The 26126-nt window shown below is 68.6% G+C and carries 26 protein-coding genes; 17 read left to right on the plus strand and 9 right to left on the minus strand.

Annotated features, from left to right (window positions below):
- Nucleotides 1-69 precede the first annotated feature (69 nt).
- Nucleotides 70-852, minus strand: a complete 783-nt coding sequence (locus NJQ99_RS11600; protein ID WP_269332992.1) for an ABC transporter substrate-binding protein — start codon at nucleotides 850-852, stop codon at nucleotides 70-72.
- A gap of 125 nt (nucleotides 853-977) precedes the next feature.
- On the opposite strand from NJQ99_RS11600, the gene NJQ99_RS11605 reads away from it, so the two are divergent.
- Nucleotides 978-1958, plus strand: coding sequence for a LysR family transcriptional regulator (locus tag NJQ99_RS11605; protein WP_269332993.1), 981 nt, complete (start codon nucleotides 978-980; stop codon nucleotides 1956-1958).
- Between the two features lie 27 nt (nucleotides 1959-1985).
- Here the strand turns inward: NJQ99_RS11605 and NJQ99_RS11610 are convergent, their stop codons facing one another.
- From NJQ99_RS11610 to NJQ99_RS11625, 4 genes are all read right to left on the minus strand, one after another.
- A complete protein-coding gene (locus NJQ99_RS11610; RefSeq protein WP_269332994.1) occupies nucleotides 1986-2510 on the minus strand; it encodes a hypothetical protein in 525 nt (174 codons plus the stop codon).
- A 124-nt stretch (nucleotides 2511-2634) separates the two neighbouring features.
- On the minus strand, nucleotides 2635-3687 hold the full coding sequence (locus NJQ99_RS11615) for a 2-oxoacid:ferredoxin oxidoreductase subunit beta (protein ID WP_269332995.1): 1053 nt from the start codon (nucleotides 3685-3687) through the stop codon (nucleotides 2635-2637).
- A complete protein-coding gene (locus tag NJQ99_RS11620) occupies nucleotides 3684-5525 on the minus strand; it encodes a 2-oxoacid:acceptor oxidoreductase subunit alpha (RefSeq protein WP_269332996.1) in 1842 nt (613 codons plus the stop codon). Before NJQ99_RS11620 ends, NJQ99_RS11615 begins: the two co-directional genes overlap by 4 nt.
- Complete coding sequence (locus NJQ99_RS11625) at nucleotides 5510-7297, minus strand: FAD-dependent oxidoreductase (protein ID WP_269332997.1); 1788 nt, start codon at nucleotides 7295-7297, stop codon at nucleotides 5510-5512. Before NJQ99_RS11625 ends, NJQ99_RS11620 begins: the two co-directional genes overlap by 16 nt.
- Before the next feature lie 378 nt (nucleotides 7298-7675).
- Here NJQ99_RS11625 and NJQ99_RS11630 point away from each other — a divergent pair, with 378 nt between their 5' ends.
- From NJQ99_RS11630 to NJQ99_RS11640, 3 genes are all read left to right on the plus strand, one after another.
- A complete protein-coding gene (locus NJQ99_RS11630) occupies nucleotides 7676-8995 on the plus strand; it encodes a ferredoxin reductase family protein (RefSeq protein WP_269332998.1) in 1320 nt (439 codons plus the stop codon).
- A gap of 207 nt (nucleotides 8996-9202) precedes the next feature.
- Nucleotides 9203-9856, plus strand: a complete 654-nt coding sequence (locus NJQ99_RS11635; protein WP_269332999.1) for a pyroglutamyl-peptidase I family protein — start codon at nucleotides 9203-9205, stop codon at nucleotides 9854-9856.
- The gene (locus NJQ99_RS11640; RefSeq protein ID WP_269333000.1) at nucleotides 9853-10920 is read left to right on the plus strand and encodes an ABC transporter ATP-binding protein; all 1068 of its coding nucleotides are present in this window, start codon (nucleotides 9853-9855) and stop codon (nucleotides 10918-10920) included. Before NJQ99_RS11635 ends, NJQ99_RS11640 begins: the two co-directional genes overlap by 4 nt.
- Here the strand turns inward: NJQ99_RS11640 and NJQ99_RS11645 are convergent.
- The 3 genes from NJQ99_RS11645 to NJQ99_RS11655 are packed head-to-tail and all read right to left on the minus strand — an operon-like array spanning nucleotide 10917 to nucleotide 13754.
- A complete protein-coding gene (locus NJQ99_RS11645) occupies nucleotides 10917-11702 on the minus strand; it encodes an ABC transporter permease (protein WP_269333001.1) in 786 nt (261 codons plus the stop codon). The genes NJQ99_RS11640 and NJQ99_RS11645 overlap by 4 nt on opposite strands.
- Nucleotides 11702-12574 (minus strand): ABC transporter permease, encoded by an 873-nt coding sequence (locus NJQ99_RS11650; protein ID WP_269333002.1) that lies wholly within the window; start codon nucleotides 12572-12574, stop codon nucleotides 11702-11704. The genes NJQ99_RS11645 and NJQ99_RS11650 overlap by 1 nt, the downstream gene beginning before the upstream one ends.
- A gap of 7 nt (nucleotides 12575-12581) precedes the next feature.
- Nucleotides 12582-13754, minus strand: a complete 1173-nt coding sequence (locus tag NJQ99_RS11655; protein WP_269333003.1) for an ABC transporter substrate-binding protein — start codon at nucleotides 13752-13754, stop codon at nucleotides 12582-12584.
- Nucleotides 13755-14262: 508 nt separating this feature from the next.
- Between NJQ99_RS11655 and urtA the strand changes: the two genes are divergently transcribed.
- From urtA to ureG, 13 genes are all read left to right on the plus strand, one after another.
- Complete coding sequence (urtA, locus tag NJQ99_RS11660; RefSeq protein WP_269333227.1) at nucleotides 14263-15510, plus strand: urea ABC transporter substrate-binding protein; 1248 nt, start codon at nucleotides 14263-14265, stop codon at nucleotides 15508-15510.
- Nucleotides 15511-15670: 160 nt separating this feature from the next.
- Nucleotides 15671-17290 (plus strand): urea ABC transporter permease subunit UrtB, encoded by a 1620-nt coding sequence (gene urtB, locus NJQ99_RS11665; protein ID WP_269333004.1) that lies wholly within the window; start codon nucleotides 15671-15673, stop codon nucleotides 17288-17290.
- Nucleotides 17287-18444 carry an urea ABC transporter permease subunit UrtC gene (gene urtC / locus NJQ99_RS11670; protein WP_269333005.1) on the plus strand — a complete coding sequence of 386 codons (1158 nt, stop codon included), beginning with the start codon at nucleotides 17287-17289 and terminating at the stop codon, nucleotides 18442-18444. The genes urtB and urtC overlap by 4 nt, the downstream gene beginning before the upstream one ends.
- 5 nt (nucleotides 18445-18449) lie before the next feature.
- Nucleotides 18450-19202, plus strand: a complete 753-nt coding sequence (gene urtD, locus NJQ99_RS11675) for an urea ABC transporter ATP-binding protein UrtD (protein WP_269333006.1) — start codon at nucleotides 18450-18452, stop codon at nucleotides 19200-19202.
- Nucleotides 19203-19218: 16 nt separating this feature from the next.
- A complete protein-coding gene (gene urtE, locus NJQ99_RS11680; RefSeq protein ID WP_269333007.1) occupies nucleotides 19219-19917 on the plus strand; it encodes an urea ABC transporter ATP-binding subunit UrtE in 699 nt (232 codons plus the stop codon).
- Complete coding sequence (locus tag NJQ99_RS11685) at nucleotides 19892-20746, plus strand: urease accessory protein UreD (protein ID WP_269333008.1); 855 nt, start codon at nucleotides 19892-19894, stop codon at nucleotides 20744-20746. Before urtE ends, NJQ99_RS11685 begins: the two co-directional genes overlap by 26 nt.
- A gap of 16 nt (nucleotides 20747-20762) precedes the next feature.
- Complete coding sequence (locus tag NJQ99_RS11690) at nucleotides 20763-21080, plus strand: urease subunit gamma (RefSeq protein WP_269333009.1); 318 nt, start codon at nucleotides 20763-20765, stop codon at nucleotides 21078-21080.
- A complete protein-coding gene (locus tag NJQ99_RS11695) occupies nucleotides 21077-21298 on the plus strand; it encodes a hypothetical protein (RefSeq protein WP_269333010.1) in 222 nt (73 codons plus the stop codon). Before NJQ99_RS11690 ends, NJQ99_RS11695 begins: the two co-directional genes overlap by 4 nt.
- Nucleotides 21295-21600 (plus strand): urease subunit beta, encoded by a 306-nt coding sequence (locus NJQ99_RS11700; RefSeq protein ID WP_269333011.1) that lies wholly within the window; start codon nucleotides 21295-21297, stop codon nucleotides 21598-21600. The genes NJQ99_RS11695 and NJQ99_RS11700 overlap by 4 nt, the downstream gene beginning before the upstream one ends.
- Complete coding sequence (gene ureC, locus NJQ99_RS11705) at nucleotides 21600-23309, plus strand: urease subunit alpha (protein ID WP_269333012.1); 1710 nt, start codon at nucleotides 21600-21602, stop codon at nucleotides 23307-23309. Before NJQ99_RS11700 ends, ureC begins: the two co-directional genes overlap by 1 nt.
- A gap of 19 nt (nucleotides 23310-23328) precedes the next feature.
- Nucleotides 23329-23844 carry an urease accessory protein UreE gene (locus tag NJQ99_RS11710; protein WP_269333013.1) on the plus strand — a complete coding sequence of 172 codons (516 nt, stop codon included), beginning with the start codon at nucleotides 23329-23331 and terminating at the stop codon, nucleotides 23842-23844.
- Complete coding sequence (locus NJQ99_RS11715) at nucleotides 23813-24526, plus strand: urease accessory protein UreF (RefSeq protein WP_269333014.1); 714 nt, start codon at nucleotides 23813-23815, stop codon at nucleotides 24524-24526. The genes NJQ99_RS11710 and NJQ99_RS11715 overlap by 32 nt, the downstream gene beginning before the upstream one ends.
- Nucleotides 24523-25164 carry an urease accessory protein UreG gene (ureG, locus tag NJQ99_RS11720; RefSeq protein WP_269333015.1) on the plus strand — a complete coding sequence of 214 codons (642 nt, stop codon included), beginning with the start codon at nucleotides 24523-24525 and terminating at the stop codon, nucleotides 25162-25164. Before NJQ99_RS11715 ends, ureG begins: the two co-directional genes overlap by 4 nt.
- Before the next feature lie 47 nt (nucleotides 25165-25211).
- Here the strand turns inward: ureG and NJQ99_RS11725 are convergent, their stop codons facing one another.
- The gene (locus NJQ99_RS11725; RefSeq protein ID WP_269333016.1) at nucleotides 25212-26117 is read right to left on the minus strand and encodes a DMT family transporter; all 906 of its coding nucleotides are present in this window, start codon (nucleotides 26115-26117) and stop codon (nucleotides 25212-25214) included.
- Nucleotides 26118-26126 lie beyond the last annotated feature (9 nt).

Below are 26126 nucleotides of genomic sequence, written 5' to 3' on the forward strand. Positions count from 1 at the left end.
CCGGTTGCGCGCCCTCAGGTGCGCACGAGGCCAGCCGCCGGGGCGCCGTGAAGCGCCGTCACGCGGGCGTCAGCGGATGTCCGCGCCGATCCACTCCAGCGCGATCTTCTCGTAGGTGCCGTCCGCCATCATGTCGTCCAGCGCCTTCTGCATCGCCGCCTTCAGCTCCGGATTGCCCTTGCGGATGGCGATGCCGACCGCGACATTGCCGCCCTCGATGTCGGGCGTGTCGAGCTGGCGGACCTTCGCGCCGTTCTTCTGCATGGCCACGCGCACGGGGATGTTGTCCACGACGATGGCGTCGACGCGGCCCGACTGCACCTCCAGCAGCAGTTCAGGCAGGCCCTTGTAGGTGCGGATGTCCCAGCCGCCCTTCTCGCGCGCCCACTTCTCGTGCGTCTCGCCCAGCGTGACGCCGAGCGTCTTGCCCTTCAGTTCGTCGAGCGACTGGATGGAGGACTCCTCGGGCACGAACACCGCGCGGCCCGCCCGGTAGTAGGGACCGACGAAATCGATGACTTCCTGGCGCTTCGGCGTGATCGACATGGAGCCGACGATCGTGTCGTACTTGGCCGCCAGCAGGCCCGCGATGATGCCGTCCCACGCGGTGGTGACGATCACGGGCTCGACGCCGATGCGCCGCGCGATCTCGCGCCCGATGGCCGGGTCGAAGCCCACGACCTCGTTCTTGTCGTTGACGAAGTTGAAGGGCGGGTAGGCGCCGCTCATGGCGATGCGCATCTCGCCGGCCTTCTTGATCGCGGCAAGCTCGTCCGCCTGCGCGGGCGCCGCCGCCATCACGCTGGCCCCGAGGCCGAGCGCGAGTATCCCCGTCAGAAATCCCTTGAGCATGATCCCACTCCTGTCGTTGCGGCCGGCCTTTGTGGCCGGCCCTCCTCGTATTCAGGCTAGGAGTTTCCGGGAGGACGTGACATTCTTCAAATAAATAATACGAATACATGTCATAGAGACAGTGAATGATGCCCTACACGCCTTCCCGATCTGCCGCGCGCGGCGAACGTCTCGTCTGGGACCTCGACTGGAACCTCCTGCGCACCTTCCTCGTCATCATGGACTGCCAGAGCATCACGGCCGCTGCCGACAGGCTGGGCCTCAAGCAGCCGACGGTCAGCAATGCCTTGCGCCGCCTGGAGGCGCACGTGGGGCGCCGCCTCATCGACCGCGGACCCAACCGCTTCGCGCCCACCACGGCGGGGCAGCGGTTGCATGGCGAGTGCATCGACATCTTCGGCTCGGTCAGCCGGCTGCAGGTGATGATGCGCGAGGTGCAGGAAGAGGTGACGGGTGCGATCCAGATCTCCATGGCGAGCCACGTGGTCTGCCCGGTGTTCGACCGCACGCTATCGGCGTTCCACCGCCGGCATCCGAAGGCGGTCTTCCAGCTCGACGTGATGCCGAGCGAGGAGGCCATCGCCTCCGTCCTGCAGAAGCGCGCCTCCTTCGCGGTGTGCCTGGTGCATCGCCCCGACCCGCGGCTCGATCATGCAGTGCTCTACCGGGAATTCTTCGGATTTTTCTGCGGGCCCCAGCACCGGCTGTTCGGGCGCAGCGCACTGACGCTCGACGACCTGCGGGGCGAAACCTCGGTCTCCTTCCATACCGACCGGACGACAGACGCGCTCTACCAGGTGGCGATCCTGCGCGCACGCGCGAAGCTCGACGAGCGCATCGTCGGTATCTCCTCGCACCTGGAGGAGGTGCGCCGCATGATCGTTGCCGGCTTCGGCATCGGTCCGCTTCCGCTGCACGTGGCGAAGGCGGATGTGGATGCCGGCCATTTGTGGCGCCTGCCGCCCTATGACGACCCGCCGGAGGTCGACATCCTGCTGGTGACGAATCCCGCCTCCCACCTCAACAGGGCGGAGCGGGCGCTGCTCGACATGCTCCGGCAAGAGATACGGGACCTGCCGCTCGAGGCGCGCACCTATCGCGGATGAGTGTGGCCGTTTGAACGGCGCATCCGCTCAGGGCTTCGGCTGCTCGAACCTGCGGATCGCCGAGGGCGGCAGGATGGCGCCGAGAAGCTCCCGCATCGCCTCCGCATAGCCGGGCGCGCCAGGCCCGCTCACGGCCGCGACGGTCTGTGTCCCGTAGGCGCGGGCGACCGTCCCGTCGCACAGGACCGCCGTGACCTTCAGCCCGCCCGCCGGCGCGCCGCTGGCCGCGCCGCCCATGCAGGCGGTGCGCGCCGCGCCCGCGCCGCGTGGATCGAAGACGAGGACAAGCCGGTCGCGGGCGGTACCCGGCTGGACGGGAACGAGCTTCGCGCCCCCGGCATGTGCAGGCAGGCGGATGTCGCGCGTCGCGTCCTCGGCGTTCGCGCCGATCACTTCCGTCGCCATTCCGCCGGCGGACATCGCCTGCAGCGCATCCTCCGAATAGACGCGGGACCATCGCACGTCTGACACGGTCGCGTTCGTGGCGCATCCGCTCATCAGCAGGGCGGCCGCAAGAACCGTTGCGCGCCTCGTTCCGGTCGTCGAGGGCATTTTCATCGGCTCCTCCGAAATATCCCGCGGACGATCAATATTGGCACGCCCGCAGCCCTCGGGAATTTCGTTACTTCACTTAATTCGAGCCGATTTCAGGCGGCCTCGGTCCGGGCGGACACGCTCAGCGCAGCGATGCGTTGATCGCCTCCAGCGCGGCACTGCCCGGGCAAAGGTCGCCGGTCCCGAGATGCGCCAGCGGCGTCTCGACGGTGCCGAGGTGGGCGTGCAGGTCGTCGGCCTCCGGGTCGAGGTAGATCAGCCCGGTGACGATCTCGCCCTCGGCCTGACGCTCCTGCAGGTAATTCATCGCCGCAACGCGGTCGCCGACGGGGTGTTCCGCGCCCACCTTGCGCAGGATGACGGTCGAGCCGTCGTGCAGGGTCACATCCTGCGCCTCTCCGGGGGCGTAATCCGCCGTGATCTGGGCGCGCGGCGGCATGACGTCGAGCCGGTTGAGCGCGGCGTTGTGGTCGCGCACATAGTCGAAGCTCTTGGTCGAGCCCGCGTGGTTGTTGAAGGCGACGCAGGGCGACAGGCAGTCGATGAAGGCCGCGCCGCGATGCTTCAGCCCCGCCTTGATGAGGGGCACCAGTTGCGACTTGTCGCCGGAGAAGCCGCGCGCGACGAAGCTCGCCCCCGCCTGCAGCGCCAGCGAGACGACGTCGATGGGCGCGTCCGTGTTCACCGCGCCGCGCTTGCTCTTCGAGCCCTGGTCCGCGGTTGCCGAGAACTGGCCCTTGGTCAGCCCGTAGACGCCATTGTTCTCAACGATGTAGAGCATGTTCACGCCGCGCCTGACCGCATGGACGAACTGTCCGAGCCCGATCGACGCGGTATCGCCGTCGCCCGACACGCCGAGGTAGACGAGGTCGCGGTTGGCGAGGTTCGCCCCTGTCAGCACCGAGGGCATGCGCCCGTGCACGCTGTTGAAGCCGTGCGAGGCGCCGACGAAATAGGTCGGCGTCTTGGACGAGCAGCCGATGCCCGACAGCTTGGCGAGACGGTGCGGCGGCAGGTCGATCTCGAAGCAGGCCTGGATGATCGCCGCGCTGATGGAATCGTGCCCGCAGCCCGCGCACAGCGTCGAGACCGCGCCGTCATAATCGAAGCGGGTCAGGCCGAGCGCGTTCGTCGGAAGCCCGGGATGGTGGAGTTTCGGTTTCAGATAGCTCACGACGCAAGCTCCTTTCGCGCCACGTCCCCGGAGGCGGCCAGCCGGTGCGAGATCTCGCCCGCGATGAAGCGCGCGGTGATCGGCGTGCCATCGTAGTGCAGCACGGGGATCAGCCGCTTCGGGTCGATGTTGCCCTGGTTGACCAGCAGCGTGCGCAGCTGCGCGTCCCGGTTCTGCTCCACGACGAAGACGGTGTCGTGTTCGGCGATGAAGCGGAAGGCGTCCTCGTGGAAGGGGAAGGCGCGCACGCGCATCGTGTCCATGTGGATGCCCGCGGCCTCGAGCACGTCGAGCGCCTCGCCCATCGCGGGCGCGGTCGATCCGTAGAAGATCGCGCCGATCCGGGTCGGGCGGGCGGCCTGGCGGATCACGGGTGCGGGGACGAGCGTCCGCGCGGTCTCGAACTTCCGCAGCAGGCGGTCGACGTTCGCGACATAGTCGCTGCCTTCCTCGGAATAGCCGGCATCCGCGTTCTTGCTGGTGCCGCGCGTGAAGAAGGCGCCGCGCTTAGGGTGCGTGCCCGGATAGACGCGGTAGGGGATGGCGTCGCCGTCCACGTCGCGGTAGCGGCCGAAGGGCGTGCCCGCCTCCAGCTCCTCGAACGTGAGCACCTTGCCGCGATCGAGGGTGCGGGTGTCGTCCCAGGAGAGCGGTTCGCAGAGCCAGTGGTTCATGCCGATGTCGAGGTCGGACATGAGGAACACCGGCGTCTGCAGCCGGTCGGCAAGATCGAGCGCCCTGGCCGCGAACTCGAAACACTCGCGCGGGTCTTCGGGGATCAGCAGCACATGCTTCGTGTCGCCGTGAGAGGCATAGGCGCACGCGAGCAGGTCCGACTGCTGCGTCCGCGTCGGCATGCCGGTCGACGGCCCGCCGCGCTGCACATCGACGATCACCGCCGGGATCTCCGCGAAATAGGCGAGGCCGAGGAATTCCTGCATCAGCGAAATGCCCGGCCCGGACGTCGCGGTGAAGGCGCGCGCGCCGTTCCAGGTCGCGCCGATGACCATGCCGATCGCGGCAAGCTCGTCCTCCGCCTGCACGATGGCGAAGCGGTTGCGGCCCGTCTCCTTGTCCTTGCGCAGCCGGTTGCAGTGCTTTGCGAACGCTTCCGCGACCGAGGTCGAGGGCGTGATCGGGTACCATGCGGCGACCGTGGCGCCGCCATAGACGCAGCCCAGCGCGGTCGCGTCGTTGCCTTCGACGAAGATGCGGTCCCCGACCGCGTCGGCGCGGCGCACCCGCAGGCCGATGGGGCAGTCGAGATGCTCCAGCGCGTAAGCGCGGCCGAGGTCGAGGGCCTGGATGTTGGGCGCGATCAGCTTGTCCTTGCCCTTGTACTGCTTGCCGATCAGGTCCTCGATCACCCCCCGCTCGATGTCGAGCAGGGCGGAGAGTACGCCGAGATAGATGATGTTCTTGAACAATTGGCGCTGCTTCGGGTCGGCGAAGGCGCGGTTCGCGATCTCGGTCAGCGGGACGCCCAGAACCGTGATGTCCTCGCGGAATTTCGAGGGCGGCAGCGGCTTGGTGGAGTCATGGAGCAGGTAGCCGCCCGGATCGATGCTGGCGACGTCCTTGTCCCAGGTCTGCGGGTTCATCGCGACCATGAGGTCGACGCCGCCGCGGCGGCCGAGATAGCCCGCCTCGCTGACCCGCACCTCGTACCAGGTCGGCAGCCCCTGGATGTTGGAGGGGAAGATGTTCCGCGTGGAGATCGGCACGCCCATGCCCAGGATCGAACGCGCGAAAAGCTGGTTCGCGCTCGCCGATCCCGACCCGTTGACGTTCGCGAACTTCACGACGAAGTCGTTGATCCGCGTCAGTTCCTGCGACATGCCGCCCCCGCGTGAACCATCTCGAGAAGAAACTTCTGCATGTCCCACGCGGCGGTGGGGCAACGCTCGGCGCACAGCCCGCAGTGCAGACAGAGATCCTCGTCCTTCACCATCACCCGGCCCGTGCGCAGGTCGTCCGACACGTAGATGTCCTGCGCCAGGTTGTGCGCCGGCACCTTGAGGCGGGCGCGCAGGTCCGGCTCCTCGCCATTGGCCGTGATGGTCAGGCAGTCGGTCGGGCAGATGTCGACGCAGGCGTCGCATTCGATGCAGAGATCGGTGCGAAACACGGTCTGCGCGTCGCAGTTGAGGCAGCGCTGCGTTTCCCGGTAGGCGAGTTCGCGGTCGTAGCCCAGTTCGACCTCGACGCGCACGTCCTTCAGCGCGATCCCGCTATCGCGCAAGGGCACCTTGTGCCGATGCTCGGGCGTGATGTCGTTGTCGTAGCTCCACTCGTGGATGCCCATCTTCTGGCTGACGAGCGTGGTGTCCGGCGGGGGACGGTCGCGGACGTCCTCGCCCTTGCAGAACCGGTCGATGGAGATCGCCGCCTCGTGCCCGTGAGCCACCGCCCAGATGATGTTCTTGGGCCCGAAGGCCGCATCGCCGCCGAAGAAGACGTTGGGCAGGGTCGACTGGAAGGTGACGGGGTCCACCACCGGCATGTCCCAGTCGCCGAAGGCGAGGCCGATGTCCCGCTCGATCCAGGGAAAGGCGTTCTCCTGCCCGACGGCCACAAGCACGTCGTCGCAGGGGACGTGATGGTCCGGCTCCCCCGTCGGGACGAGGCGGCGGCGGCCCTTGTCGTCGTACTGCGCGGCCACCTTCTCGAACAGCACGCCGGTAAGGCGGCCGCCCTCGTGGGTGAATTCCTTGGGCACGAGGAAGTTGGAGATGCGCACGCCCTCGTGCAGCGCATCTTCCTTCTCCCAGGGCGAGGCCTTCATCTCCCCGAAGCCGGAGCGGACGACGACGTCGACCTCCTCGCCGCCGAGACGCAGCGCCGTGCGGCAGCAGTCCATCGCCGTGTTGCCGCCGCCCAGCACCACGACCCGCTTGCCGATCCGGTCGACGTGGCCGAACGAGACGCTCGACAGCCAGTCTATGCCGATGTGGACATTGGCGCGCGTCTCCTCCCGCCCGGGTATGTCGAGATCGCGTCCGCGCGGCGCGCCGGTGCCGACGAATACGGCGTCATAGCCTTCGTCGAGAAGGCCCTTGAGGCTGCCGACCCACGCTCCGAACCGGGTCTCGACGCCCATGTCGAGGATATAGTCCACCTCCTCGTCGATCACGGTCTCGGGCAGGCGGAAGCGCGGGATCTGGGTGCGCACCATGCCGCCCGCCTTCGCGTCGCCGTCGTAGATCACCACCTCGTATCCGAGCGGCATCAGGTCGCGCGCAACCGTCAGCGAGGCGACGCCCGCACCGATCAGCGCGATGCGCTTGCCGTTCTTCTCCCGCGGGATCGCCGGGAAGCGGGTGCGCACGTCGCCCTTGTTGTCGGCGGCCACGCGCTTCAGGCGGCAGATGGCGACCGGCTCCTCCTCGACACGGCCGCGCCGGCAGGCCGGCTCGCACGGGCGGTCGCAGGTGCGGCCAAGGATGCCGGGGAAAACGTTGGACTTCCAGTTGACCATGTAGGCGTCGTCATACCGCCCCGCCGCGATCAGCCGGATGTACTCCGGCACCGGCGTGTGCGCGGGACAGGCCCACTGGCAATCGATCACCTTGTGGAAATAATCCGGATCGCTGACGTCTGTCGGCTTCACACGCGCACCCCTGCTTTCCTCCCCTGCGGTGCCGGACGGGGCGTTGACCGGCCCTCGTTCGTTATTCCGGGCTTGCCGTGCGAAGAGGCGCGCGGAAGCCTGCACCGTCGATCTGCTTCACAGAGATTTTCACATTGAATTGAATATTCAACCAGGAATTTGGGACGCAGCCCCGCCGTGATTGCGCAACTGCCCTGATGGATCCGGCCGGGTGCAGGGCCGGTCTGGGGGGCGGCCCCGGGGCGGCGCGGGCGAACCCTTGCCGGGGCGCCGTCCCCGCGGTGCAGTCCGGTGCGTGTTGCGGCGGGGGACGAACGCGCCGATACTTGCGTCCGACAGACGCGCAGATCCAAGACGCACGCGCCGTCCGGGGGGAGCATGCACGCCGGCCTGTTGTTGCCGCTATACGTCCTGATCGTCCTGGCGCCCCTTGCGCTGGCGGCCTTGCAGGACAAGCCCCGCCGCCCCTTTCTGGACGAGGTGTCCTCGGGCCTCGCGCTGGCCGCGTTCGCGGTTCTTCTTGCGGAGTTCGTGCTTTCCGGCCGGTTCCGGACCGTTTCGGGCAGGATCGGCATGGACGTGACGATGCGCCTGCACCAATTGCTGGCCCGTACGGCGCTGGCGCTGGTGCTGCTGCACCCGTTTCTCTACACGACGCCCCTCAATCCGCCGCTGCCCTGGGACCCGACGCGGCAAATGACGCTGTTTCTGGGCGATGGCGCGCTTGTGTCGGGGGTCGCGGCCTATCTGCTTCTGCCCGCGCTGGTGCTGACCGCGATCTTCCGCGACGGCCTCGGCATGACCTATGAGCGCTGGCGGCTGCTGCACGGCCTGGGCGCGCTGGCCCTGGCCGGCGCGGGCGCGCACCACGTCCTGGTCGCGGGACGCTACAGCTCCGACCCGGTCCTCGCCGGGTTCTGGGTGCTGCTGCTGGCGCTGGCGGCGGCGTCGCTTGCGTGGGTCTATGCGGTGAAGCCTCTGTTGCAGACGCGGCGTCCCTACCGGGTCGGGCAGGTGCGCAAGGTCGCGCTCAGGACATGGGAACTGCACATCGCGCCGGACGGGCACGCGGGCCTGCCGTTCCGGGCCGGCCAGTTCGTCTGGCTCAACGTCGGGCACAGCCCGTTCTCGCTGGCCGAGAATCCCTTCTCGATCGCGAGCGCACCGGCAGAGGGGCCGGAGATCCGGTTTCTCATCAAGGAAGCGGGGGACTTCACCGGGCGCATCGGCGCGGTCGCGCCGGGCACGCGGGCCTGGATCGACGGCCCCTATGGGCACCTGACGCGCGAGGGACGGAGCGGGGAAGGCATCGCCCTGATCGCGGGCGGCGTCGGGATTGCGCCGCTCTTGAGTATCCTGCGCCAGATGCGGCGCGAGGGCGACCCGCGCCCGGCGGTCCTGCTCCATGGCAACCGCGTGGGGGAGCAGATCGTCCATGAAGAGGAACTGCGGGCGCTGGAAGCGGAGGGCGCGTTGCGCGTGGTGCACGTGCTCTCCGACCCGCCGGACGGCTGGCAGGGCGAGACCGGCCTGCCCGACGCGGACCTCATCGCCCGGGTGTTCGGGTTCGAGGGGGCCAACCGCTGGCTCTTTTTCCTGTGCGGTCCGCCGGTCATGATGGAGGTGTGCGAGAAGGCGCTGCTGGCCATGGGCGTACCGCCGCGCCAGATCGTCATGGAGCTTTTCAGCTATGACTGAAGGGGGGGCGCATGACTGCGAAGCGCCGGATCGATGCGGTGTTCTGGGGCGTGACGGCGGTGTGCGTGGCCGCCGCGGTCCTTTTCGCGCTGCGATAGCCCCGGCGCTGGCGTCCGGCAGGGTTGCCCTGTCCGTGGCAGTGTTGTCCAGCGGCTGCGCATTGGGTAGCGTCTGGGTAACAGGGATGCTGCAACACAACGAACGGTCATGCTTCTCACTGGGTTCGAAGGATATGGCGGGCGGGGTCTGAACCCCGCGGCCGAGGTCGTGCGCGCACTCGACGGTCAGACGGTCGCGGGCGTGCGGGTGGCGGGCGCGGTGCTGCCCGTCTCCTATGCGGGGCTGGCCGACCGGCTTGCCGGAGAGATCCGCAAGCACCGGCCGAAAGGGGTGATCTGCCTGGGCCTCTGGCCCGGCGAGCCGGCGATCCGGCTGGAACGTTTCGGCATGAACCTCAACGATTTCGAGATCCCGGACAATGCAGGCGCGATGGAGCACGGGCCGATCGAGCCGGATGGCCCCGCGACCCGCGTGGCGACCCTGCCGGTGGAGGCGATCCAGAACCGGCTTCTCGCCGCCGACATTCCGGCGCGGGCATCGAGCACGGCGGGCAATTTCCTGTGCAACGCGACGCTCTACACCGCGCTCGGCATCGTGGAGCGGGAAGCGCCGGGAACGCCCTGCGGCTTCATCCACGTGCCCTATCTGCCGGCGCAGGTGGCGGAGATGATCGCGCAGATCCGGGACGAGCAGACCCTGGAACTGCACCAGCGCGCCGACCTCGCCTCCATGGCGCTGGAGACGACGGTCGCGGCGATCCGCATCGCCATCGAGACGACGCTGGAGGGGCGGGCGGCATGAGCGGGGACACGATCCTCGCGCTCGAATCCATCCGCAAGGCGTTCGGCACGACCGTCACGGCCGACGGCGTCTCGCTCGACTTCCGGCGGGGGGAGTTCTTCACGCTGCTGGGGCCGTCGGGCTCTGGCAAGTCGACGATCCTGCGCATGATCGCGGGGCTGGAGCAGCCCGACGCGGGACGCATCCTGCTCGACGGCGCCGACATCACGCGCACCCAGCCGTGGACGCGCGGCCTCGGCATGGTGTTCCAGCAATATGCGAACTTCCCGCACATGACGGTGGCGGAGAACGTGGCCTACGGCCTGCGCCGTGCGGGGATGTCGAAGGCGAAGGTCGCCGCGCGCGTCGACGAGCTGCTGACGCTGGTCGGCCTGTCGGGCTTCCAGGGGCGCCGCGTGACCCAGCTTTCCGGCGGCGAGCAGCAGCGCGTCGCCATCGCCCGCGCGCTTGCGCCCAAGCCGAAGATCCTGCTGCTGGACGAGCCGCTCTCGGCGCTCGACGAAAAGATCCGGCGCGAGATGCAGGACGAGTTGCGCCGCATCCAGCAGGCGACCGGCACCACCTTCATCTATGTGACGCACGACCAGGAAGAGGCGCTCACCATGAGCGACCGGATCGCCGTGCTGAACAGGGGCCAATGCGTGCAGTGCGACGCGCCGGAGAAGATCTTCCGCCGCCCGCGCACCCGCTTCGTCGCCCGCTTCTTCCGCGGCTGCAACGTGCTGGAGGGTCGCCACGAGATTGCCGAGGGCCGTTCTGTGGTGACGCTGGCGGGCGCGCGCGTCGTGCTGGGCGAACGGTTCGCCGCGCCGGAGGGGGCGGCTGGAATCGCGATCCGCGGGGAGAACATCCACCTCGGCGCGGACGCCGAGGAGCGGGATCTCGTGCTCGACGCGCGGCTTGCCGACGCGGTCTATCGCGGGCTCTACACCGACTACCGGCTGACGCTTTCCGACGGGCAGGAACTCTCCGCCATGACGGGCCGCGCCCATGCCGCGAAACCCGGCGAGGCAGTGCGCATCGGCGTCGATGCCGCGAACATCGTGCCGCTGGAGGAAGACTAGCCCCGGTTGCGCCCGGCGCGCATGTCCATCACCGCGAGCGCACCGATGAGCAGAAGCGTGGCCACGATCAGCACCGTCATCAGCGCGTAGAGGTTGGGCGACAGGCCGACCTGCTGGTACTGCGACCAGAGATAGGTCTGCACCGTGTTGCGGCCGCCCTGCACGACCGAGGTTCGGATCGTCTCGTTGAACGACAGGATCAGCGAGAAGACCGCCGCGCCCAGGATTCCCGGGTGGATCTGGGGCAGTTCCACCTCGAAGAAGGCCTGCAGCCGGTTCGCCCCCGACATGTAGGCGGCCTCGCGGTACACGGGGTCGAAGTTCGCCATCACCGTCAGGATGATGAGGAAGGCGAAAGGCAGCGCCCAGATCACCTGCACCGCCGTAATGGTCAGAAGCGAGGGCTGGATGCCCAGCGTCTGGAAGAACAGCGCGGTCGCCACGCCCATCGAGATGCCGGGCACGAACAGCGGGATCAGCAGCACGCCGAGCACCAGCTTGGGGATGCGCCAGACGCGCACCGCCTCGGCCGCCAGAAGCGCAAGCAGGGGCGAGATCAGCGCGACGAGCAGGCCCACCGTCAGCGAGATGCGCCCCGCCGCGACGAGGCGCTGATCGGTCAGGATCGCCGCGTAATTGACGAAGAGACCCTTGTCCCCGCCCGCCCCCTCGAACGAATTGACCGCGGGCGGGATCAGCGGGGCATAGAGGAATACCAGCACCAGGGCCACGAAGCCCCAGGCCGCCCACAGGCCGATGCGCGAAAGCGTCGTGGTCTGCATCAGCGTCCCATGATCTTGCCGAGGAAGAGGCGGATGTCGAACATCCGCGACCAGGCGACCAGCAGCGCCAGCATCAGCAGCGTCGAGACCGACGAGATTGCCGCCGCGAGCGGGTAGTGCAGGACGTTGAGCGCGCTCTGGATCGCGTTGCCGAGTAGCTGGTAGCCGGTGCCGCCGAGGATCAGCGACACCGCGACCTCGCCGAACGCGCCGACGAAGCCGAAGATCGCCGCCGCGATCACGCCCGGCAGCGACAGGGGCAGGACGATCTTGCGGAAGGTGGTGAAGGGTCCTTCGCCGAGCATCCAGCTCGCCTCCACCAGCCGGTGGTCGATGCCCGACAGCGACAGCCAGATCGGGAACACCATGAAGGGCATGTAGGCGGTCACGAGGCCGAGATAGACCGCGAAATCGGAATAGAGCAGCCAGTCGAGCGGCGCATCGGCAATCCCCCAGGAGACGAGCGCGCTGTTGACCAGCCCGTTGCGCGACAGGAGATCCGACCAGGCGAAGGTGCGTACGACATAGTTCACCAGGAACGGCACCGCGAAGAGGAAGAGCACCGGGCGCACCAGCGCCTCGCGCACCCGCGTCGCCACCAGATAGGCGATGGGATAGGCGATCAGCAGCATGATGACGGTCGCGCTGACGGCCACCCAGAGGCTGCGCATCAGAACCTCGAGCCGGACGCCCGAGAAGAAGGCGGCATAATTCGCGGCGCTGAAGGCGGGCCGCATGCTGAAGCCCGTCTTCTCCCAGAAGCTGATGACGAGCGTGATCGCCAGCGGCCCCAGGATCAGCGCGAAGAGCGCCGCGAGCGGCAGTCCGAGGACCGCCGCCCGCGCCAGTGTTTCAGTCCATCTGCGAGGCATGCGAGGGTCAGGCAGCCTTGAAGCGCTGCCATTCCTCCTCGTAGACGTCGACGTGGGTCGGCCAGCGGTTCTGCCAGGTGCCGCCCTTCTCGAACTTCGCCTTCACGCCGTCGGTGATCTCGGCGACGCGGGCGGCTTCCTCGGCCGTGAACTCGTCCGGGTGGGCCTTGGCATACTCGGCCGCGAGCGGGTTCGTCATGTAGCCGCGCATCAGCGTGATCTTCGCGCCGTACCAGCCGCCCAGCATGAAGTCGAGCAGCTTGTAGGTGGCGTCGAGGTCGGCCTCGCCCATGTTCGGGTTGTTGACGATGTAGGCCGCCATGGCCCACAGCAGGTAGCCTTCCTTCGGCGCGGCGTACTTCGCGTTGGTGCCCTGCGACTTCGCCACGAAGACCATGGGCTCCCAGCAGTCCATCACATGGACTTCCTTGGAGGTGAGCAGGTTCACCGCCTGCTCGAAGCTCGACCAGATCACGCGGAATTGCCCAGCGCGCTTCTTCTCGATCATGAAGTCGATGACCGTCTTGACCTCTTCCGGCGTCATGTCGGCGGGGTCGGCGATCTTCGCCTGGCCGGTCGCGTTGAGGAACAGCGCCGTCTTCTGCCCGGCGGTGGTGTAATTGTCCTCCAGCGCGACGAAGCCCTTGAACTTCGGATCGAAGAGGGCGCCGTAGGAGTCGAGCTCGCCCGTCTCGTCCGGCAGATAGGCGAAGGAGTCGCCCTGCAGGACCGTCGGCACGCCGTAGAACTCGTCTCCGTAGCCGATGAAGTCGAAGCCCGGCGTCCCCTTGGCGAGATAATCCGAGATGTAGGCGTCCTTGCCCCAGTTCGGCATGCGCGAGGGGTCGAGCTTGCGAATGAGGTTGTTCTCGACCAGCGGCTCCTGCATGCCGCCGACGATGTTGACGATGTGGAAGTTCGACATGCCGCCGCCCGCGAGCAGCTGGTTCACGACGGCCGACGGCGCGTTGCCCATCGACACGACATTGACCGAATTGCCGGTTGCGTTCGTGAACTTCGACCAGTCGCCCGTGTCGCCGACGCCGATGTCTGCAAGGGTCAGATTGCTGGCCGCGAAGGCCTGGCGGGCAAACCCCGGCATGCCGGCAAGCGCGGCACCCGCCGCGCCCAGTTGCAGCGCCTGGCGCCGCGTGATCGTGGAAAACCTGTCCGTCTTCATGGTGATGCTCCCTGGCGTCCGTCGCCTCTGATGGGGCGCTCTTTTCCCTAGACCCGTGGGAACTCTAGGACGCCCACCCGCCACCGGCAAGCAGAGGGGGATGCAGTCCCGGTCTGCAGGAAACGATGCACCCGGCGCGCGGGCGCAAGGCTGCGGCCCTTGCCTCCCGGCGCATGGATGCCTGCCTGAAGAGAAGCCGGTTATGCCCAAAACAAGGGCATTTCGAGAAATGCATAAAATATGATCGTATTCGGCGGCTCCTTGCGTGTTTGCGGCGCAACAAGACAAAAATTGGGCAGGGTCGGGAACGTGGGCCTTTTTGCTGCAACGCAAAAAGATCGTTCGGCGACAGGGGCTTATCAGGCCGATGCAAGGAACGGTTAACGGCTGGCACGCAGCTTGCGAACTCCCTTCCCAGCCCGGTCCATCGCGGGCGGCAAGAGGGGATAGAAGAATGACCATCTGGAAGGGTTCACGAGGGCTTCTGGGGACGGCACTGGCGCTGGGGATGACGTTCGCATCCGCACAACACGCCGCGGCCCAGGACACGATCAAGGTCGGCATCCTGCACTCGCTCTCCGGCACCATGGCGATCTCGGAGACGACGTTGAAGGACGTCATGCTCATGCTGATCGAGGAGCAGAACAAGAAGGGCGGCGTGCTCGGCAAGCAGCTCGAGGCAGTGGTCGTCGACCCGGCCTCCGACTGGCCGCTGTTCGCGGAGAAGGCGCGCGAGCTGATCGCGCAGGAGAAGGTCGCGGCGGTGTTCGGCTGCTGGACGTCGGTCAGCCGCAAGTCGGTGCTGCCGGTGTTCGAGGAGCTGAACTCGATCCTGTTCTACCCCGTGCAGTACGAGGGCGAGGAATCCTCGCGCAACGTGTTCTACACGGGTGCGGCGCCGAACCAGCAGGCGATCCCGGCGGTCGACTACCTGGCCCAGACGGAAGGCGTGGAGCGCTGGGTGCTGGCGGGCACCGACTATGTCTATCCGCGCACCACGAACAAGATCCTCGAGACCTATCTCAAGGAAGAGCTGGGCGTCGCGCCCGAGGACATCATGATCAACTACACGCCGTTCGGACATTCCGACTGGCAGTCGATCGTGGCGGAGATCAAGCAGTTCGGCTCGGCCGGCAAGAAGACGGCGGTGGTCTCGACCATCAATGGTGACGCCAACGTGCCCTTCTACAAGGAGCTTGCGAACCAGGGCATCGCCGCGACCGACATTCCGGTCGTCGCCTTCTCGGTCGGCGAGGAAGAGCTTGCGGGCATCGACACCGGTCCTCTGGTCGGCCACCTCGCGGCGTGGAACTACTTCATGAGCGTGGACACGCCCGAGAACGCCGAATTCATCGAGAAGTGGCAGGCGTTCATCGGCAATGCCGACCGCGTGACCAACGACCCGATGGAAGCCCACTACATCGGCTTCAACATGTGGGTGAAGGCGGTCGAGGCGGCGGGCACGACCGATGCCGACGCGGTGATCGACGCGCTTCCGGGCACGGCGGTGCCGAACCTCACGGGCGGCTATTCCGCGATGATGCCGAACCATCACATCACCAAGCCGGTGCTGATCGGCGAGATCCAGGACGACGGCCAGTTCTCCGTCGTTTGGGAGACGCCGGGCCTCGTGATGGGCGACGAGTGGTCCGACTACCTGCCGGAGTCGAAGCCGCTGATCTCCGACTGGCGGGCGCCGATGTCGTGCGGGAACTTCAACACGGCGACCGGCAAGTGCGGCGGCCAGGGGTCCTGATCCGCCCGGCCTGAAGACGCGCCATCCGGCCGGGCGGGCTGCTGAACCGCCCAAGCACCCGGCCGGATGACCGCGCGACCGCTTTCCTGCCCCAAGGCTGCTCCGCGCAGCCCACGAAATCGGCCGTGACGAAACCGGCCCTCCCTAGCTGGACCCCGCCATGCTCCACCTGCTTCGACGCCTCACGCTGCTGCTCTGCCTGCTGGGCGGTGCGTTCGCCGCGCCCGTGTCCGCGCAGGATCTGCGACCGCTGGTCGACGCGCTGGGCGCGGGCGGCTTCGACGAGACGGAACAGGCCATCGGCGCGTTGGCCGCGACGGGAGACCCGCGGGTCGCCGACGTGCTGCGGGCGCTGGAGGCAGGCGACCTCTACGTGCGGCGCGGCGACAACGCGGTCGTCGAGGGCGCGCGCGGCGGGGCGGGATACGTGCTGACCGACCCGCTGACCGGCGAGGCGCTGGGGGAGACGGGCCGCACGGCGGTCAAGAAGATCCGCGTGAACAACAATCTGCGGCGCGCCATCGCGGGCGCGCTTGCCGGGCTGACGCTGATGAGCCCGGACGCCGCGACGCGGGCTGAGGCCGCGGGGACCCTGCTCACCCGGCCCGACCCGACAATGATCGAGGCGCTGGACGCGGCAATCGCGAACGAGACCGTCGCCGGCATCCGCCAGACCATGACGCAGGCGCGCGCCGCTGCCATCCTAGACCCGGCGAGCGGGGCTGCGGAGGCGGCGCAGATCGAGGCGGCGGAGACGGTCGCCGCGCGCGGCAATCGCGACGCGCTCGCCATCCTCAACCAGGTCGCGGCCCGCAGCGAGGGCGCGCTCGCCGACGCCGCAAGGGCGGGCATCGCCGCCATCGAACGGACGCTTGCGATCCGGGATGCCGCCCAGAACGTCTGGTACGGCATCTCGCTGGGCTCGGTCCTGCTGCTCGCGGCCATCGGCCTCGCCATCACCTTCGGCGTGATGGGCGTCATCAACATGGCGCACGGCGAGATGGTGATGATCGGCGCCTACACGACCTTCGTGGTGCAGGAGGTGATCCGTACCCACGCGCCCTGGCTGTTCGACGCCTCGGTCCTGATCGCGATCCCGCTCGCCTTCCTCGTCGCCGGCGCGGTCGGCGTCGCCATCGAGCGGGGTGTGATCCGGTTCCTGTACGGGCGCCCGCTGGAGACGCTGCTGGCGACCTGGGGACTGTCGCTGATCATCCAGCAGGCGGTGCGGACGATCTTCGGCGCCTCGAATCGGCAGGTCGGCGCGCCCTCCTGGATGTCGGGCACGTTCGATCTTTGGGGCCTCGCAATCACCTGGAACCGGCTCTACATCGTGATCTTCGCGATCCTCGTGTTCGCCGTTCTGGTGGGCGTGCTGCGCTACACGAGCTTCGGCCTGCGCCTTCGGGCGGTGACGCAGAACCGGCGCATGGCGGGCTCCATGGGCATCCGCACGCCCTGGGTGGACGCGATGACCTTCGGCCTCGGTTCCGGCATCGCGGGCATGGCGGGCGTGGCGCTGAGCCAGATCGACAATGTGAGCCCCAATCTCGGCCAGGGCTACATCATCGACAGCTTCATGGTCGTGGTGTTCGGCGGGGTGGGGAACCTGTGGGGCACGCTGGTCGGGGCCTTCACGCTCGGCATCGCCAACAAGTTCCTCGAACCCTACGCGGGCGCGGTGCTGGGCAAGATCCTCGTCCTCGTCCTCATCATCCTGTTCATCCAGAAGCGTCCGCGGGGCCTCTTCGCCCTCAAGGGCCGGGCGGTGGAGGCATGATGGGCCCGCTTGCAACACGCCTTCTGGGCGACCGGGCGTGGGTGCTGGTCGCTGTGTTGCTTGCGATCGCAGTCGCGGTGCCGGTGCTGAACCTGTGGGTGCCGCCGTCGAGCCCGCTGCACGTCCCGGACCACCTCGTGCCGCTGTTCGGCAAGTATCTGACCTATGCGCTGCTCGCGCTGTCGGTCGATCTGGTCTGGGGCTATTGCGGGATCCTGTCGCTGGGGCACGGGGCGTTCTTCGCGCTCGGCGGCTATGCGATGGGCATGTACCTGATGCGCCAGATCGGCGGGCGCGGGGTCTATGGCAACCCGGACCTGCCGGACTTCATGGTGTTCCTCAACTGGAAGGAGCTGCCCTGGTACTGGTACGGCTTCGACGAGTTCTGGTTCGCCATGCTGATGGTGCTGGCGGTGCCGGGGGCGCTGGCGTTCCTGTTCGGCTGGTTCGCGTTCCGCAGCCGGGTGACGGGGGTCTATCTCTCGATCATCACGCAGGCGATGACGTTCGCGCTGCTGCTCGCATTCTTCCGCAACGACATGGGCTTCGGGGGCAACAACGGCCTCACCGACTTCAAGGACATCCTCGGCGCGCCGATCCAGGCGCCGGGGACGCGCGCGGCGCTGTTCGCGGCCTCGGCGCTGGCGCTGGTGGCGGGTCTCCTCGTGTGCCGGCTGGTGGTGACCTCGAAGCTCGGCAAGGTGCTGGTCGCGGTGCGCGACGCGGAAAGCCGCACGCGCTTCCTCGGCTACCGGGTGGAGCACTACAAGCTCTTCGTCTGGACGCTGTCGGCGATGCTGGCGGGGCTTGCGGGCGCGCTCTACGTGCCGCAGGTCGGCATCATCAATCCGAGCGAGTTCGCACCCGCCAACTCCATCGAGATCGTGATCTGGGTCGCGGTCGGCGGGCGGGGCACGCTGCTCGGCCCGATTGTCGGGGCGGTGCTCGTGAACTACGCCAAGACCTGGTTCACGGGCGCATTTCCGGAGTTCTGGCTGTTCGCGCTGGGCGGCCTGTTCGTGGCGGTGACGCTGTTCATGCCGAAGGGGCTGCTCGGCCTCGCGCAGCAGGTGCGCGCGCGGCTCGAGGCAAGACGCGGGGCGAAGGGAGGTGCGGCGCATGCCGTGCGGCCCGATCCTCAGGCGGCGGAGTAGGGGCGATGACGGGACAGCTTACGACATCGCTGCTCTACCTCGACGGGGTGTCGGTTTCCTTCGACGGGTTCAAGGCGCTCAACGAGCTGTCGCTGGAGATTGCGCACGGGGAGATGCGCGCGATCATCGGCCCGAACGGGGCCGGAAAGACGACCATGATGGACGTCATCACCGGCAAGACCCGGCCCGACGAGGGGAGCGTGCTGTTCGACGGCAGCGCGGACCTCACCGCGCTCGACGAGGCGGCCATCGCCGAGCTTGGCATCGGGCGGAAGTTCCAGCGGCCGACGGTGTTCGAGGGACACACGGTCGAGGACAACCTGGCGCTGGCGCTGCGCGCGCCGCGCACGGTGTTCGCCACGCTGCTGCATCGCACGCGCACGGCGGAGCGGGAGCGCATCGACACGCTGCTGGAGACGATCCGCCTGACCGACAAGCGCGGCGAGCGCGCGGCGAACCTCAGCCACGGGCAGAAGCAATGGCTGGAGATCGGCATGCTGCTCGCGCAGGAGCCGAAACTGCTGCTGGTCGACGAACCCGCCGCCGGCATGACCGACGCGGAGACGGAGCAGACGGCGATCCTGCTCAAGGACATCGCGAGGACGCAGTCCGTCGTAGTCGTCGAGCACGACATGGTCTTCGTGCGCGCGCTGGGCGTGAAGGTGACGGTGCTGCACGAGGGCTCGGTCCTCGCGGAGGGGATGCTGGACCACGTGTCCGCCGATCCGCGCGTGATCGAGGTCTACCTGGGCCGGTGAAGGGGGGAAGACGGACATGCTGAGCGTCGAGGACGTCGACCTCCACTATGGTGCGGCGCAGGCGCTGAGGGGCGTCTCGCTGACGGCGGAACCGGGCGCGGTCACCTGCCTGATGGGCCGCAACGGCGTGGGCAAGACCTCGCTGCTGAAGGCCATCGTGGGGCAGCATCCCGTCTCCGGCGGCCGGATCGTGTGGGAGGGGGAGACGCTGGGACCCTTGCGCCCCTACGAGCGCGCGCGGCGCGGCATCGCCTATGTGCCGCAGGGCCGCGAGATCTTCCCGCTGCTGAGCGTGCAGGAGAACCTGGAGACCGGATTCGCCGCGCTGCCGAGGGGCGAGCCGCGCACGATCCCGGACGAGGTGTTCGAACTGTTCCCCGTGCTCGACAGCATGCGCGGGCGCAGGGGCGGCGACCTGTCGGGCGGGCAGCAGCAGCAGCTTGCCATCGGCCGGGCGCTGGTAACGCGGCCGCGCCTCCTGGTGCTCGACGAGCCGACGGAAGGGATCCAGCCCTCCATCATCAAGGACATCGGCCACGCGATTGCCTTCTTGCGCGACCGGGGCGGAATGGCGATCCTGCTGGTCGAACAGTACTTCGACTTCGCGCGGGATCTGGCCGACCGGTTTGCCGTCATGGACCGGGGCGAGATCGTTCTGTCGGGCACCGCCGGGGAAATGGTGGAGGACGATGTACGCGGTCACCTCACCGTCTGAGGAGGGCGCCGGCCCGGACCTCTGTGCGCTGCTCGAGCGGGCGCAGGGCGCCGTCCGCCTGTCCGTTGCGCGCAACGGCACCCGAAGCGTGCTGCGCGAGGCCTATCAGCAAGGCTCCTTCAAGCTGCGCTTCCCGCGCGTCTTCGAGGGCGGGCAGTGCGAGGCGGTCCTCATCAACACGGCAGGCGGGGTCACGGGCGGCGACCGCTTCGCGGCGGATATCGCGGCGGGCGAAGGCTCGGCGCTGACGCTGGCCACCCAGGCGGCCGAAAAGGTCTACCGCTCGTCCGGCGGCGAGGCGCGCATCGCGGTGCGCCTGAAGGCGGGCGCGGGGGCGCGCCTCGAGTGGCTGCCGCAGGAGACGATCCTGTTCGACCGCGGCCAGCTTGCCCGCACGCTGGACGTGGAGATGGACGCGGACGCCACGGTCCTGCTGTGCGAGGCGGTGGTGCTGGGCCGCACGGCACACGGGGAGACGGTGCGGACGGGCGCCTTGCGCGACCGCTGGCGGGTGCGGCGGCAAGGCCGCCTCGTCTATGCCGACGACCTGCGCGTCGGCGGGGAGATCGCGGCTGCGACGGCCGGTGCCGCGACGCTGGGCGGCGGGTCCTCGTTCGCGAGCCTGCTGCTCATCGCGCCGGATGCCGAGGCCCGGCTCGACGCGGTGCGCACCGCGCTGGACGATGTGGCCGCGGTGGCCGGGGCGAGCGCGTGGGACGGATTGCTGGCGGTGCGGGCGGTGGCAAGAGGCGGGCAGGATCTGCGCCGGGCACTGTTGCGGGTTCTGGATGCGCTGGGCACGGACGCACCGCGCGTCTGGTCGATCTGAGGGGGAGGATGAGACCGTGAAGCTGACGCCACGGGAAAAGGACAAGCTGCTCGTGTCCATGGCCGCGATGGTCGCGCGCCGCCGGCTGGAACGGGGCGTGAAGCTCAACTACCCGGAGGCGGTCGCGCTGATCACCGACTTCGTGGTCGAGGGCGCGCGCGACGGGCGCACCGTTGCCGACCTGATGGAGTCGGGCGCCCATGTCGTCCGCGCCAGCCAGGTGATGGAGGGCGTGGCCGAGATGATCCACGACGTCCAGGTCGAGGCGACCTTCCCCGACGGCACCAAGCTCGTCACCGTTCACCAGCCGATCCGACAGGAGGAAACCACATGATCCGCAAGGCCGCCCAACTGGCGCTTCTCGCCGCCGCCGCACCGTCCTTGGCGCACGCCCATCCGGGACACGGCGAGGGCGCGACGCTCCTTGCGCAGGTTCTCGGCGGCCTCGACCACGGGTTCGGGATCGCGGGCGCGGGCCTCGTCGTGCTCGTCGCCGCGACGCTCGGCCTGCGCGCCCTGCGGCGGCGGGCGGCGGCGCGGAGTCAGCCATGATCCCCGGCGAGGTCGTCACACCCGGCGGAGACATCGAGTTGAACGCGGGCCGTGAGACGCGCACGCTCGACGTTGCGAACACTGGCGACCGGCCGGTGCAGGTCGGCTCGCACTATCATTTCTTCGAGGTGAACGGCGCGCTCGACTTCGACCGGGACGCCGCGCGGGGGATGCGCCTCGATATCCCTGCGGGCACCGCCGTCCGGTTCGAGCCGGGCCAGACGCGCGAGGTGACGCTGGTGCCGCTTTCCGGCGCGCGGCGCGTGTTCGGCTTCCAGGGCAAGATCATGGGGGATCTCTGATGGCCTTTCGCATCGGGCGCGCGGCCTATGCCGCCATGTTCGGGCCAACGGTTGGGGACCGGGTCCGGCTCGCCGACACCGACCTGTGGGTCGAGGTGGAGGAGGACCGCACGATCCATGGCGAGGAGGTGAAGTTCGGCGGCGGCAAGGTAATCCGCGACGGTATGGGCCAGTCGCAGGCGACGCGGGCCTCCGGCAGCGCCGACACCGTCATCACCAACGCGCTGATCGTCGACCATTGGGGGATCGTCAAGGCCGACGTCGCCTTGCGCGACGGGCGCATCGCCGCCATCGGCAAGGCCGGCAACCCGGACGTCCAGCCGGGCGTCGGCATCGTGATCGGACCGGGCACCGAGGTCATCGCGGGGGAGGGCAAGATCCTGACCGCGGGCGGATTCGACGCGCACATCCACTACATCTGCCCGCAGCAGGTGGAGGACGCGCTGATGTCGGGCGTCACCACCATGCTGGGCGGCGGCACCGGCCCCGCAACGGGCACGAACGCCACGACCTGCACGCCGGGGGCCTGGCATATCGCGCGGATGATCGAGGCGGCGGACGGCCTGCCCATGAACCTCGCCTTCGCGGGCAAGGGCAACGCCTCCGTTCCGGACGCGCTCGTCGAGCAGATCCTGGCGGGGGCCTGCGCGCTCAAGCTGCACGAGGACTGGGGCACGACGCCCGCCGCCATCGACTGCTGCCTGGGCGTCGCGGACGACCACGACATCCAGGTGATGATCCACACCGACACGCTGAACGAGAGCGGCTTCGTCGAGAACACGGTCGCAGCCTTCAAGGGGCGCACGATCCACGCCTTCCATACCGAGGGGGCGGGCGGCGGCCACGCGCCGGACATCATCAAGGTGTGCGGGCTCGCCAACGTGCTGCCGTCGTCCACGAACCCGACGCGGCCCTACACGCGCAACACGGTGGACGAGCATCTCGACATGCTGATGGTCTGCCACCACCTCGACCCCTCGATCCCGGAGGACGTGGCCTTCGCCGAAAGCCGCATCCGCAAGGAGACCATCGCGGCGGAGGACATCCTCCACGACCTCGGCGCCTTCTCGATCATTGCTTCGGACAGCCAGGCCATGGGCCGGGTGGGGGAGGTGCTGATCCGCACCTGGCAGACCGCCCACAAGATGAAGGTGCAGCGCGGCCGTCTGCCCGAGGAGACGGGCGAGAACGACAATGCCCGGGTGAAGCGCTACATCGCCAAGTACACGATCAACCCGGCGATCGCGCACGGCATGGCGCGCGAGATCGGCTCGGTGGAAGCGGGAAAGCGCGCCGACCTGGTGCTGTGGGACCCGGCGTTCTTCGGGGTCAAACCCGATCTCGTGCTGCTTGGCGGGGCGATCGTGGCCGCGCCGATGGGCGATCCCAACGCCTCTATCCCGACGCCGCAGCCCGTGCACTACCGGCCGATGTTCGGGGCCTATGGCCGGGCGGTGGGTTCGACCTCGGCGGTGTTCGTGTCGGAGGCGGCGCTGGCGGCGGGCCTGCGCGAGCGGCTGGGCACGGCCAAGCAGATGCTCGCGGTCGAGAACACGCGCACCATCGGCAAGGCGGACATGATCCACAATGCCGCGATGCCGCACGTCGAGGTCGATCCGGAGACCTACGAGGTCCGCGCGGACGGCGTGCTGCTGACCTGCGCGCCGGCGGACGTGCTGCCGATGGCGCAGCGCTATTTCCTGTTCTGAAGGGCTTGGGGGAGACGGCATGCTGGTGGCGCGCGAGGCCGTGGCGGGCGGCGGCAAGGGGCCGGTCGCGGACACCGTGACCCTCGACCTGGAGGGGCGGCGGAGGCGGCGCATCGCGCTGACCACCGACGGCGGCGTCGCGTTCCTGCTCGATCTGCCGGAGGTGACGGACCTGAAGGCTGGCGACGGGCTGAAGCTCTCGGACGGGCGCATGATCCGGGTGATCGCCGCGCCCGAACCGCTGATGGAGGTGACGGCGCGCGACGGGCATCTGCTGATGCGGCTCGTCTGGCATATCGGCAACCGGCACCTCGCGGCCATGATCGGCGAGGGGCGCGTGCTGCTGCGCCGCGACCATGTGATCGCGGACATGATCCGTGGCCTCGGCGGGGAGGTGCGGGAGGTCACCGCGCCGTTCGAGCCCGAGGGCGGGGCCTACGCCAGGGGAGGGCACGGGCACGCTCACTCCCATGCACACCATGCGCACGGACATGGGGAAACGCATGCGCATTCCCATGGACATGCCCATGGCTGAGCATGGGGAAAATATGGGGGCGGGGGGGCTCTACCGGCTTCTCGCCTGGCTCTCGCCGTCCTATCCGGTCGGCGCGTTCAGCTACAGCCACGGCCTCGAATGGGCGGTCGAGACGGGCGACGTGAGGACGGCAGACGACCTGCGGACGTGGGTCGAGGACATCCTCGCGCACGGCGGCGGGAGGCAGGACGCGATCCTGCTCGCAGCCGCATTGCGCGCGCGGCGGGACGGCGACAGCGCGGGCCTGGCGGAGGTCGCGGAACTTGCGGGCGCGCTCTCTCCCACGCGCGAGCGCCGGCTCGAAACGCTCGCCCAGGGCACGGCCTTCCGGCTGGCGACGCAGGCGGCGTGGCCTGCCGGAGCACCAGACGAAGCCACGGGCCAGGTCGCCTATCCGGTCGCGGTCGGCGTGGCGGCAGCCGATCACGGCGTGCCTCTCGACGCCGCGCTGGTGGCCTATCTGCATGCCTTCGCGGCCAATATCGTCTCGGCGGGTGTGCGGCTCGTCCCGCTCGGCCAGACGGACGGGCAGCGGATCGTGGCCGCGCTCGAGCCTGCGGTGCAGGCGGCGGCGGAGGAGGCGCGCGCCGCGACCCTCGACGATCTCGGCGGCTGCGCGCTGCTCGCCGACATCGCATCCATGCGTCACGAAACCCAGTACACGAGGCTTTTCAGGACATGACACGCTCCCCCCACGGCCCTCTGCGCGTCGGCATCGGCGGCCCGGTCGGCACCGGCAAGACCGCGCTGATGGAGGCACTCTGCAAGGCGATGCGCGACCGCTACGACATCGCCGCGATCACCAACGACATCTACACCAAGGAGGACCAGCAGATCCTCACCCGCACCGGGGCGCTTCCGCCGGAGCGGATCGTGGGCGTGGAGACGGGCGGGTGCCCGCACACCGCGATCCGCGAGGATGCGTCCATCAACCTCGCCGCGGTGGCCGAGATGCGGGAGAAGTTCCCGAACCTCGACCTGATCCTGATCGAGAGCGGGGGCGACAACCTCGCCGCCACCTTCTCGCCGGAACTGGCCGACGTCACGATCTACGTGATCGACGTGTCGGCGGGCGAGAAGATCCCGCGCAAGGGCGGCCCCGGCATCACCCGCACGGACCTGCTGGTCATCAACAAGATCGATCTCGCCGACATGGTCGGCGCCTCGCTGGAGGTCATGGACCGCGACACGCGCCGCATGCGGGGGGAGCGGCCCTATGTCTTCTCCAACCTCAAGACGGGCGAAGGGTTGGCGGAGATCGTGGCGACGCTGGAGAAGATCGGCGGTCTTGTTCCCGCATCCGGCCCAGTCGCGTCCTGAGCCCCTGGGGGTGCCCACCCCGGGATATGCTCTCTCGCGGCAATCGCTCAGGAGCGCTTGCGCATGGAGATCAGCGCGCCACCGAGGATGAGCGCGCCGCTGATCCAGAGGGACGGCAGGGCGGGCTCATCCAGGAAGACGATCCCGAGCATGACGCCCCAGACCGGCGCCAGCATCAGGAACTGCGCGGCTGCCGAAGGCGGAATGCTCATCAGAACGCGCGACCAGCACCAGTACGCAAGGGCGGCGGGTATGATCCAGTTGTAGACTGCGAGCACGGCAAGCCGCGCGGTGGGGTCGATCGGCGCGTCGGCCTCGAAGATCAGTGCGAGCAGCAGGAGCGGGACAAAGCCGACGCCGACCTGCCATTGAACCTGCGAAAGGAGCGGGGCTTCCCAGACGCGCCGCTTGTAGAGCGTCGCGCCGAGCGACCATCCGATGGTACCGGCAAGACCAAGCGCGGAGCCGGCCAGTACGCCAGACCCCGTCCAGTCGAGGCGCCAGGGCTCCAGCAGGATGGCAAGCCCGGCCAGACCCATCGCCAGCCCGGCCACCTTGTGTGCGGTCAGGCGGATGCCGAGGATCAGCCTGTCGAACAGGGTCGTCCAAATGGGCAGCGAATAGGCGATCAGGACGGCCCGGCTCGCCTCGATCCAGAGCAGCGCGAGCGACGTCAGGCCGAGCATGACGGTCACCTGGAACACGCCGACGACGGCCAGCGGTATGCGCTCGGCACGCGGAGGAAGGATGGCCGTGCGCGTGACGCTCAGCAGCAGAAGAAGGCACAGCCAGGCACCGCCGAACCTCAGCGCGTTGAAGCTGAACGGCGCCATGTCGCGCAGCGCCAGCTTCACCACGGCGTAGTTGCCGCCCCAGGCAAGGATCACGACCAGCAGCCACAATGGTGTGAGGGGGTCTGCGCCCCATGCCGCATGCCGTGCTGCGCCGCGCACCCCGCGGCC

The organism is Futiania mangrovi, assembly GCF_024158125.1.
Lineage (GTDB): Bacteria > Pseudomonadota > Alphaproteobacteria > Futianiales > Futianiaceae > Futiania > Futiania mangrovi.

Excerpts from the sequence above, each read along its gene's own strand:
- urtD (WP_269333006.1), top strand. The coding sequence starts at position 18,450 with ATGACGGGACAGCTTACGACATCGCTGCTCTACCTCGACGGGGTGTCG.
- ureC (WP_269333012.1), top strand. The coding sequence starts at position 21,600 with ATGGCCTTTCGCATCGGGCGCGCGGCCTATGCCGCCATGTTCGGGCCA.
- ureG (WP_269333015.1), top strand. The coding sequence starts at position 24,523 with ATGACACGCTCCCCCCACGGCCCTCTGCGCGTCGGCATCGGCGGCCCG.
- NJQ99_RS11700 (WP_269333011.1), top strand. The coding sequence starts at position 21,295 with ATGATCCCCGGCGAGGTCGTCACACCCGGCGGAGACATCGAGTTGAAC.
- NJQ99_RS11695 (WP_269333010.1), top strand. The coding sequence starts at position 21,077 with ATGATCCGCAAGGCCGCCCAACTGGCGCTTCTCGCCGCCGCCGCACCG.
- NJQ99_RS11610 (WP_269332994.1), bottom strand. The coding sequence starts at position 2,510 with ATGCCCTCGACGACCGGAACGAGGCGCGCAACGGTTCTTGCGGCCGCC.
- NJQ99_RS11600 (WP_269332992.1), bottom strand. The coding sequence starts at position 852 with ATGCTCAAGGGATTTCTGACGGGGATACTCGCGCTCGGCCTCGGGGCC.
- NJQ99_RS11685 (WP_269333008.1), top strand. The coding sequence starts at position 19,892 with ATGTACGCGGTCACCTCACCGTCTGAGGAGGGCGCCGGCCCGGACCTC.
- urtA (WP_269333227.1), top strand. The coding sequence starts at position 14,263 with ATGACGTTCGCATCCGCACAACACGCCGCGGCCCAGGACACGATCAAG.
- NJQ99_RS11605 (WP_269332993.1), top strand. The coding sequence starts at position 978 with ATGATGCCCTACACGCCTTCCCGATCTGCCGCGCGCGGCGAACGTCTC.
- NJQ99_RS11645 (WP_269333001.1), bottom strand. The coding sequence starts at position 11,702 with ATGCAGACCACGACGCTTTCGCGCATCGGCCTGTGGGCGGCCTGGGGC.
- NJQ99_RS11715 (WP_269333014.1), top strand. The coding sequence starts at position 23,813 with ATGCGCATTCCCATGGACATGCCCATGGCTGAGCATGGGGAAAATATG.
- NJQ99_RS11650 (WP_269333002.1), bottom strand. The coding sequence starts at position 12,574 with ATGCCTCGCAGATGGACTGAAACACTGGCGCGGGCGGCGGTCCTCGGA.
- NJQ99_RS11620 (WP_269332996.1), bottom strand. The coding sequence starts at position 5,525 with ATGTCGCAGGAACTGACGCGGATCAACGACTTCGTCGTGAAGTTCGCG.
- urtB (WP_269333004.1), top strand. The coding sequence starts at position 15,671 with ATGCTCCACCTGCTTCGACGCCTCACGCTGCTGCTCTGCCTGCTGGGC.
- NJQ99_RS11630 (WP_269332998.1), top strand. The coding sequence starts at position 7,676 with ATGCACGCCGGCCTGTTGTTGCCGCTATACGTCCTGATCGTCCTGGCG.
- NJQ99_RS11655 (WP_269333003.1), bottom strand. The coding sequence starts at position 13,754 with ATGAAGACGGACAGGTTTTCCACGATCACGCGGCGCCAGGCGCTGCAA.
- NJQ99_RS11710 (WP_269333013.1), top strand. The coding sequence starts at position 23,329 with ATGCTGGTGGCGCGCGAGGCCGTGGCGGGCGGCGGCAAGGGGCCGGTC.
- urtC (WP_269333005.1), top strand. The coding sequence starts at position 17,287 with ATGATGGGCCCGCTTGCAACACGCCTTCTGGGCGACCGGGCGTGGGTG.
- urtE (WP_269333007.1), top strand. The coding sequence starts at position 19,219 with ATGCTGAGCGTCGAGGACGTCGACCTCCACTATGGTGCGGCGCAGGCG.
- NJQ99_RS11635 (WP_269332999.1), top strand. The coding sequence starts at position 9,203 with ATGCTTCTCACTGGGTTCGAAGGATATGGCGGGCGGGGTCTGAACCCC.
- NJQ99_RS11640 (WP_269333000.1), top strand. The coding sequence starts at position 9,853 with ATGAGCGGGGACACGATCCTCGCGCTCGAATCCATCCGCAAGGCGTTC.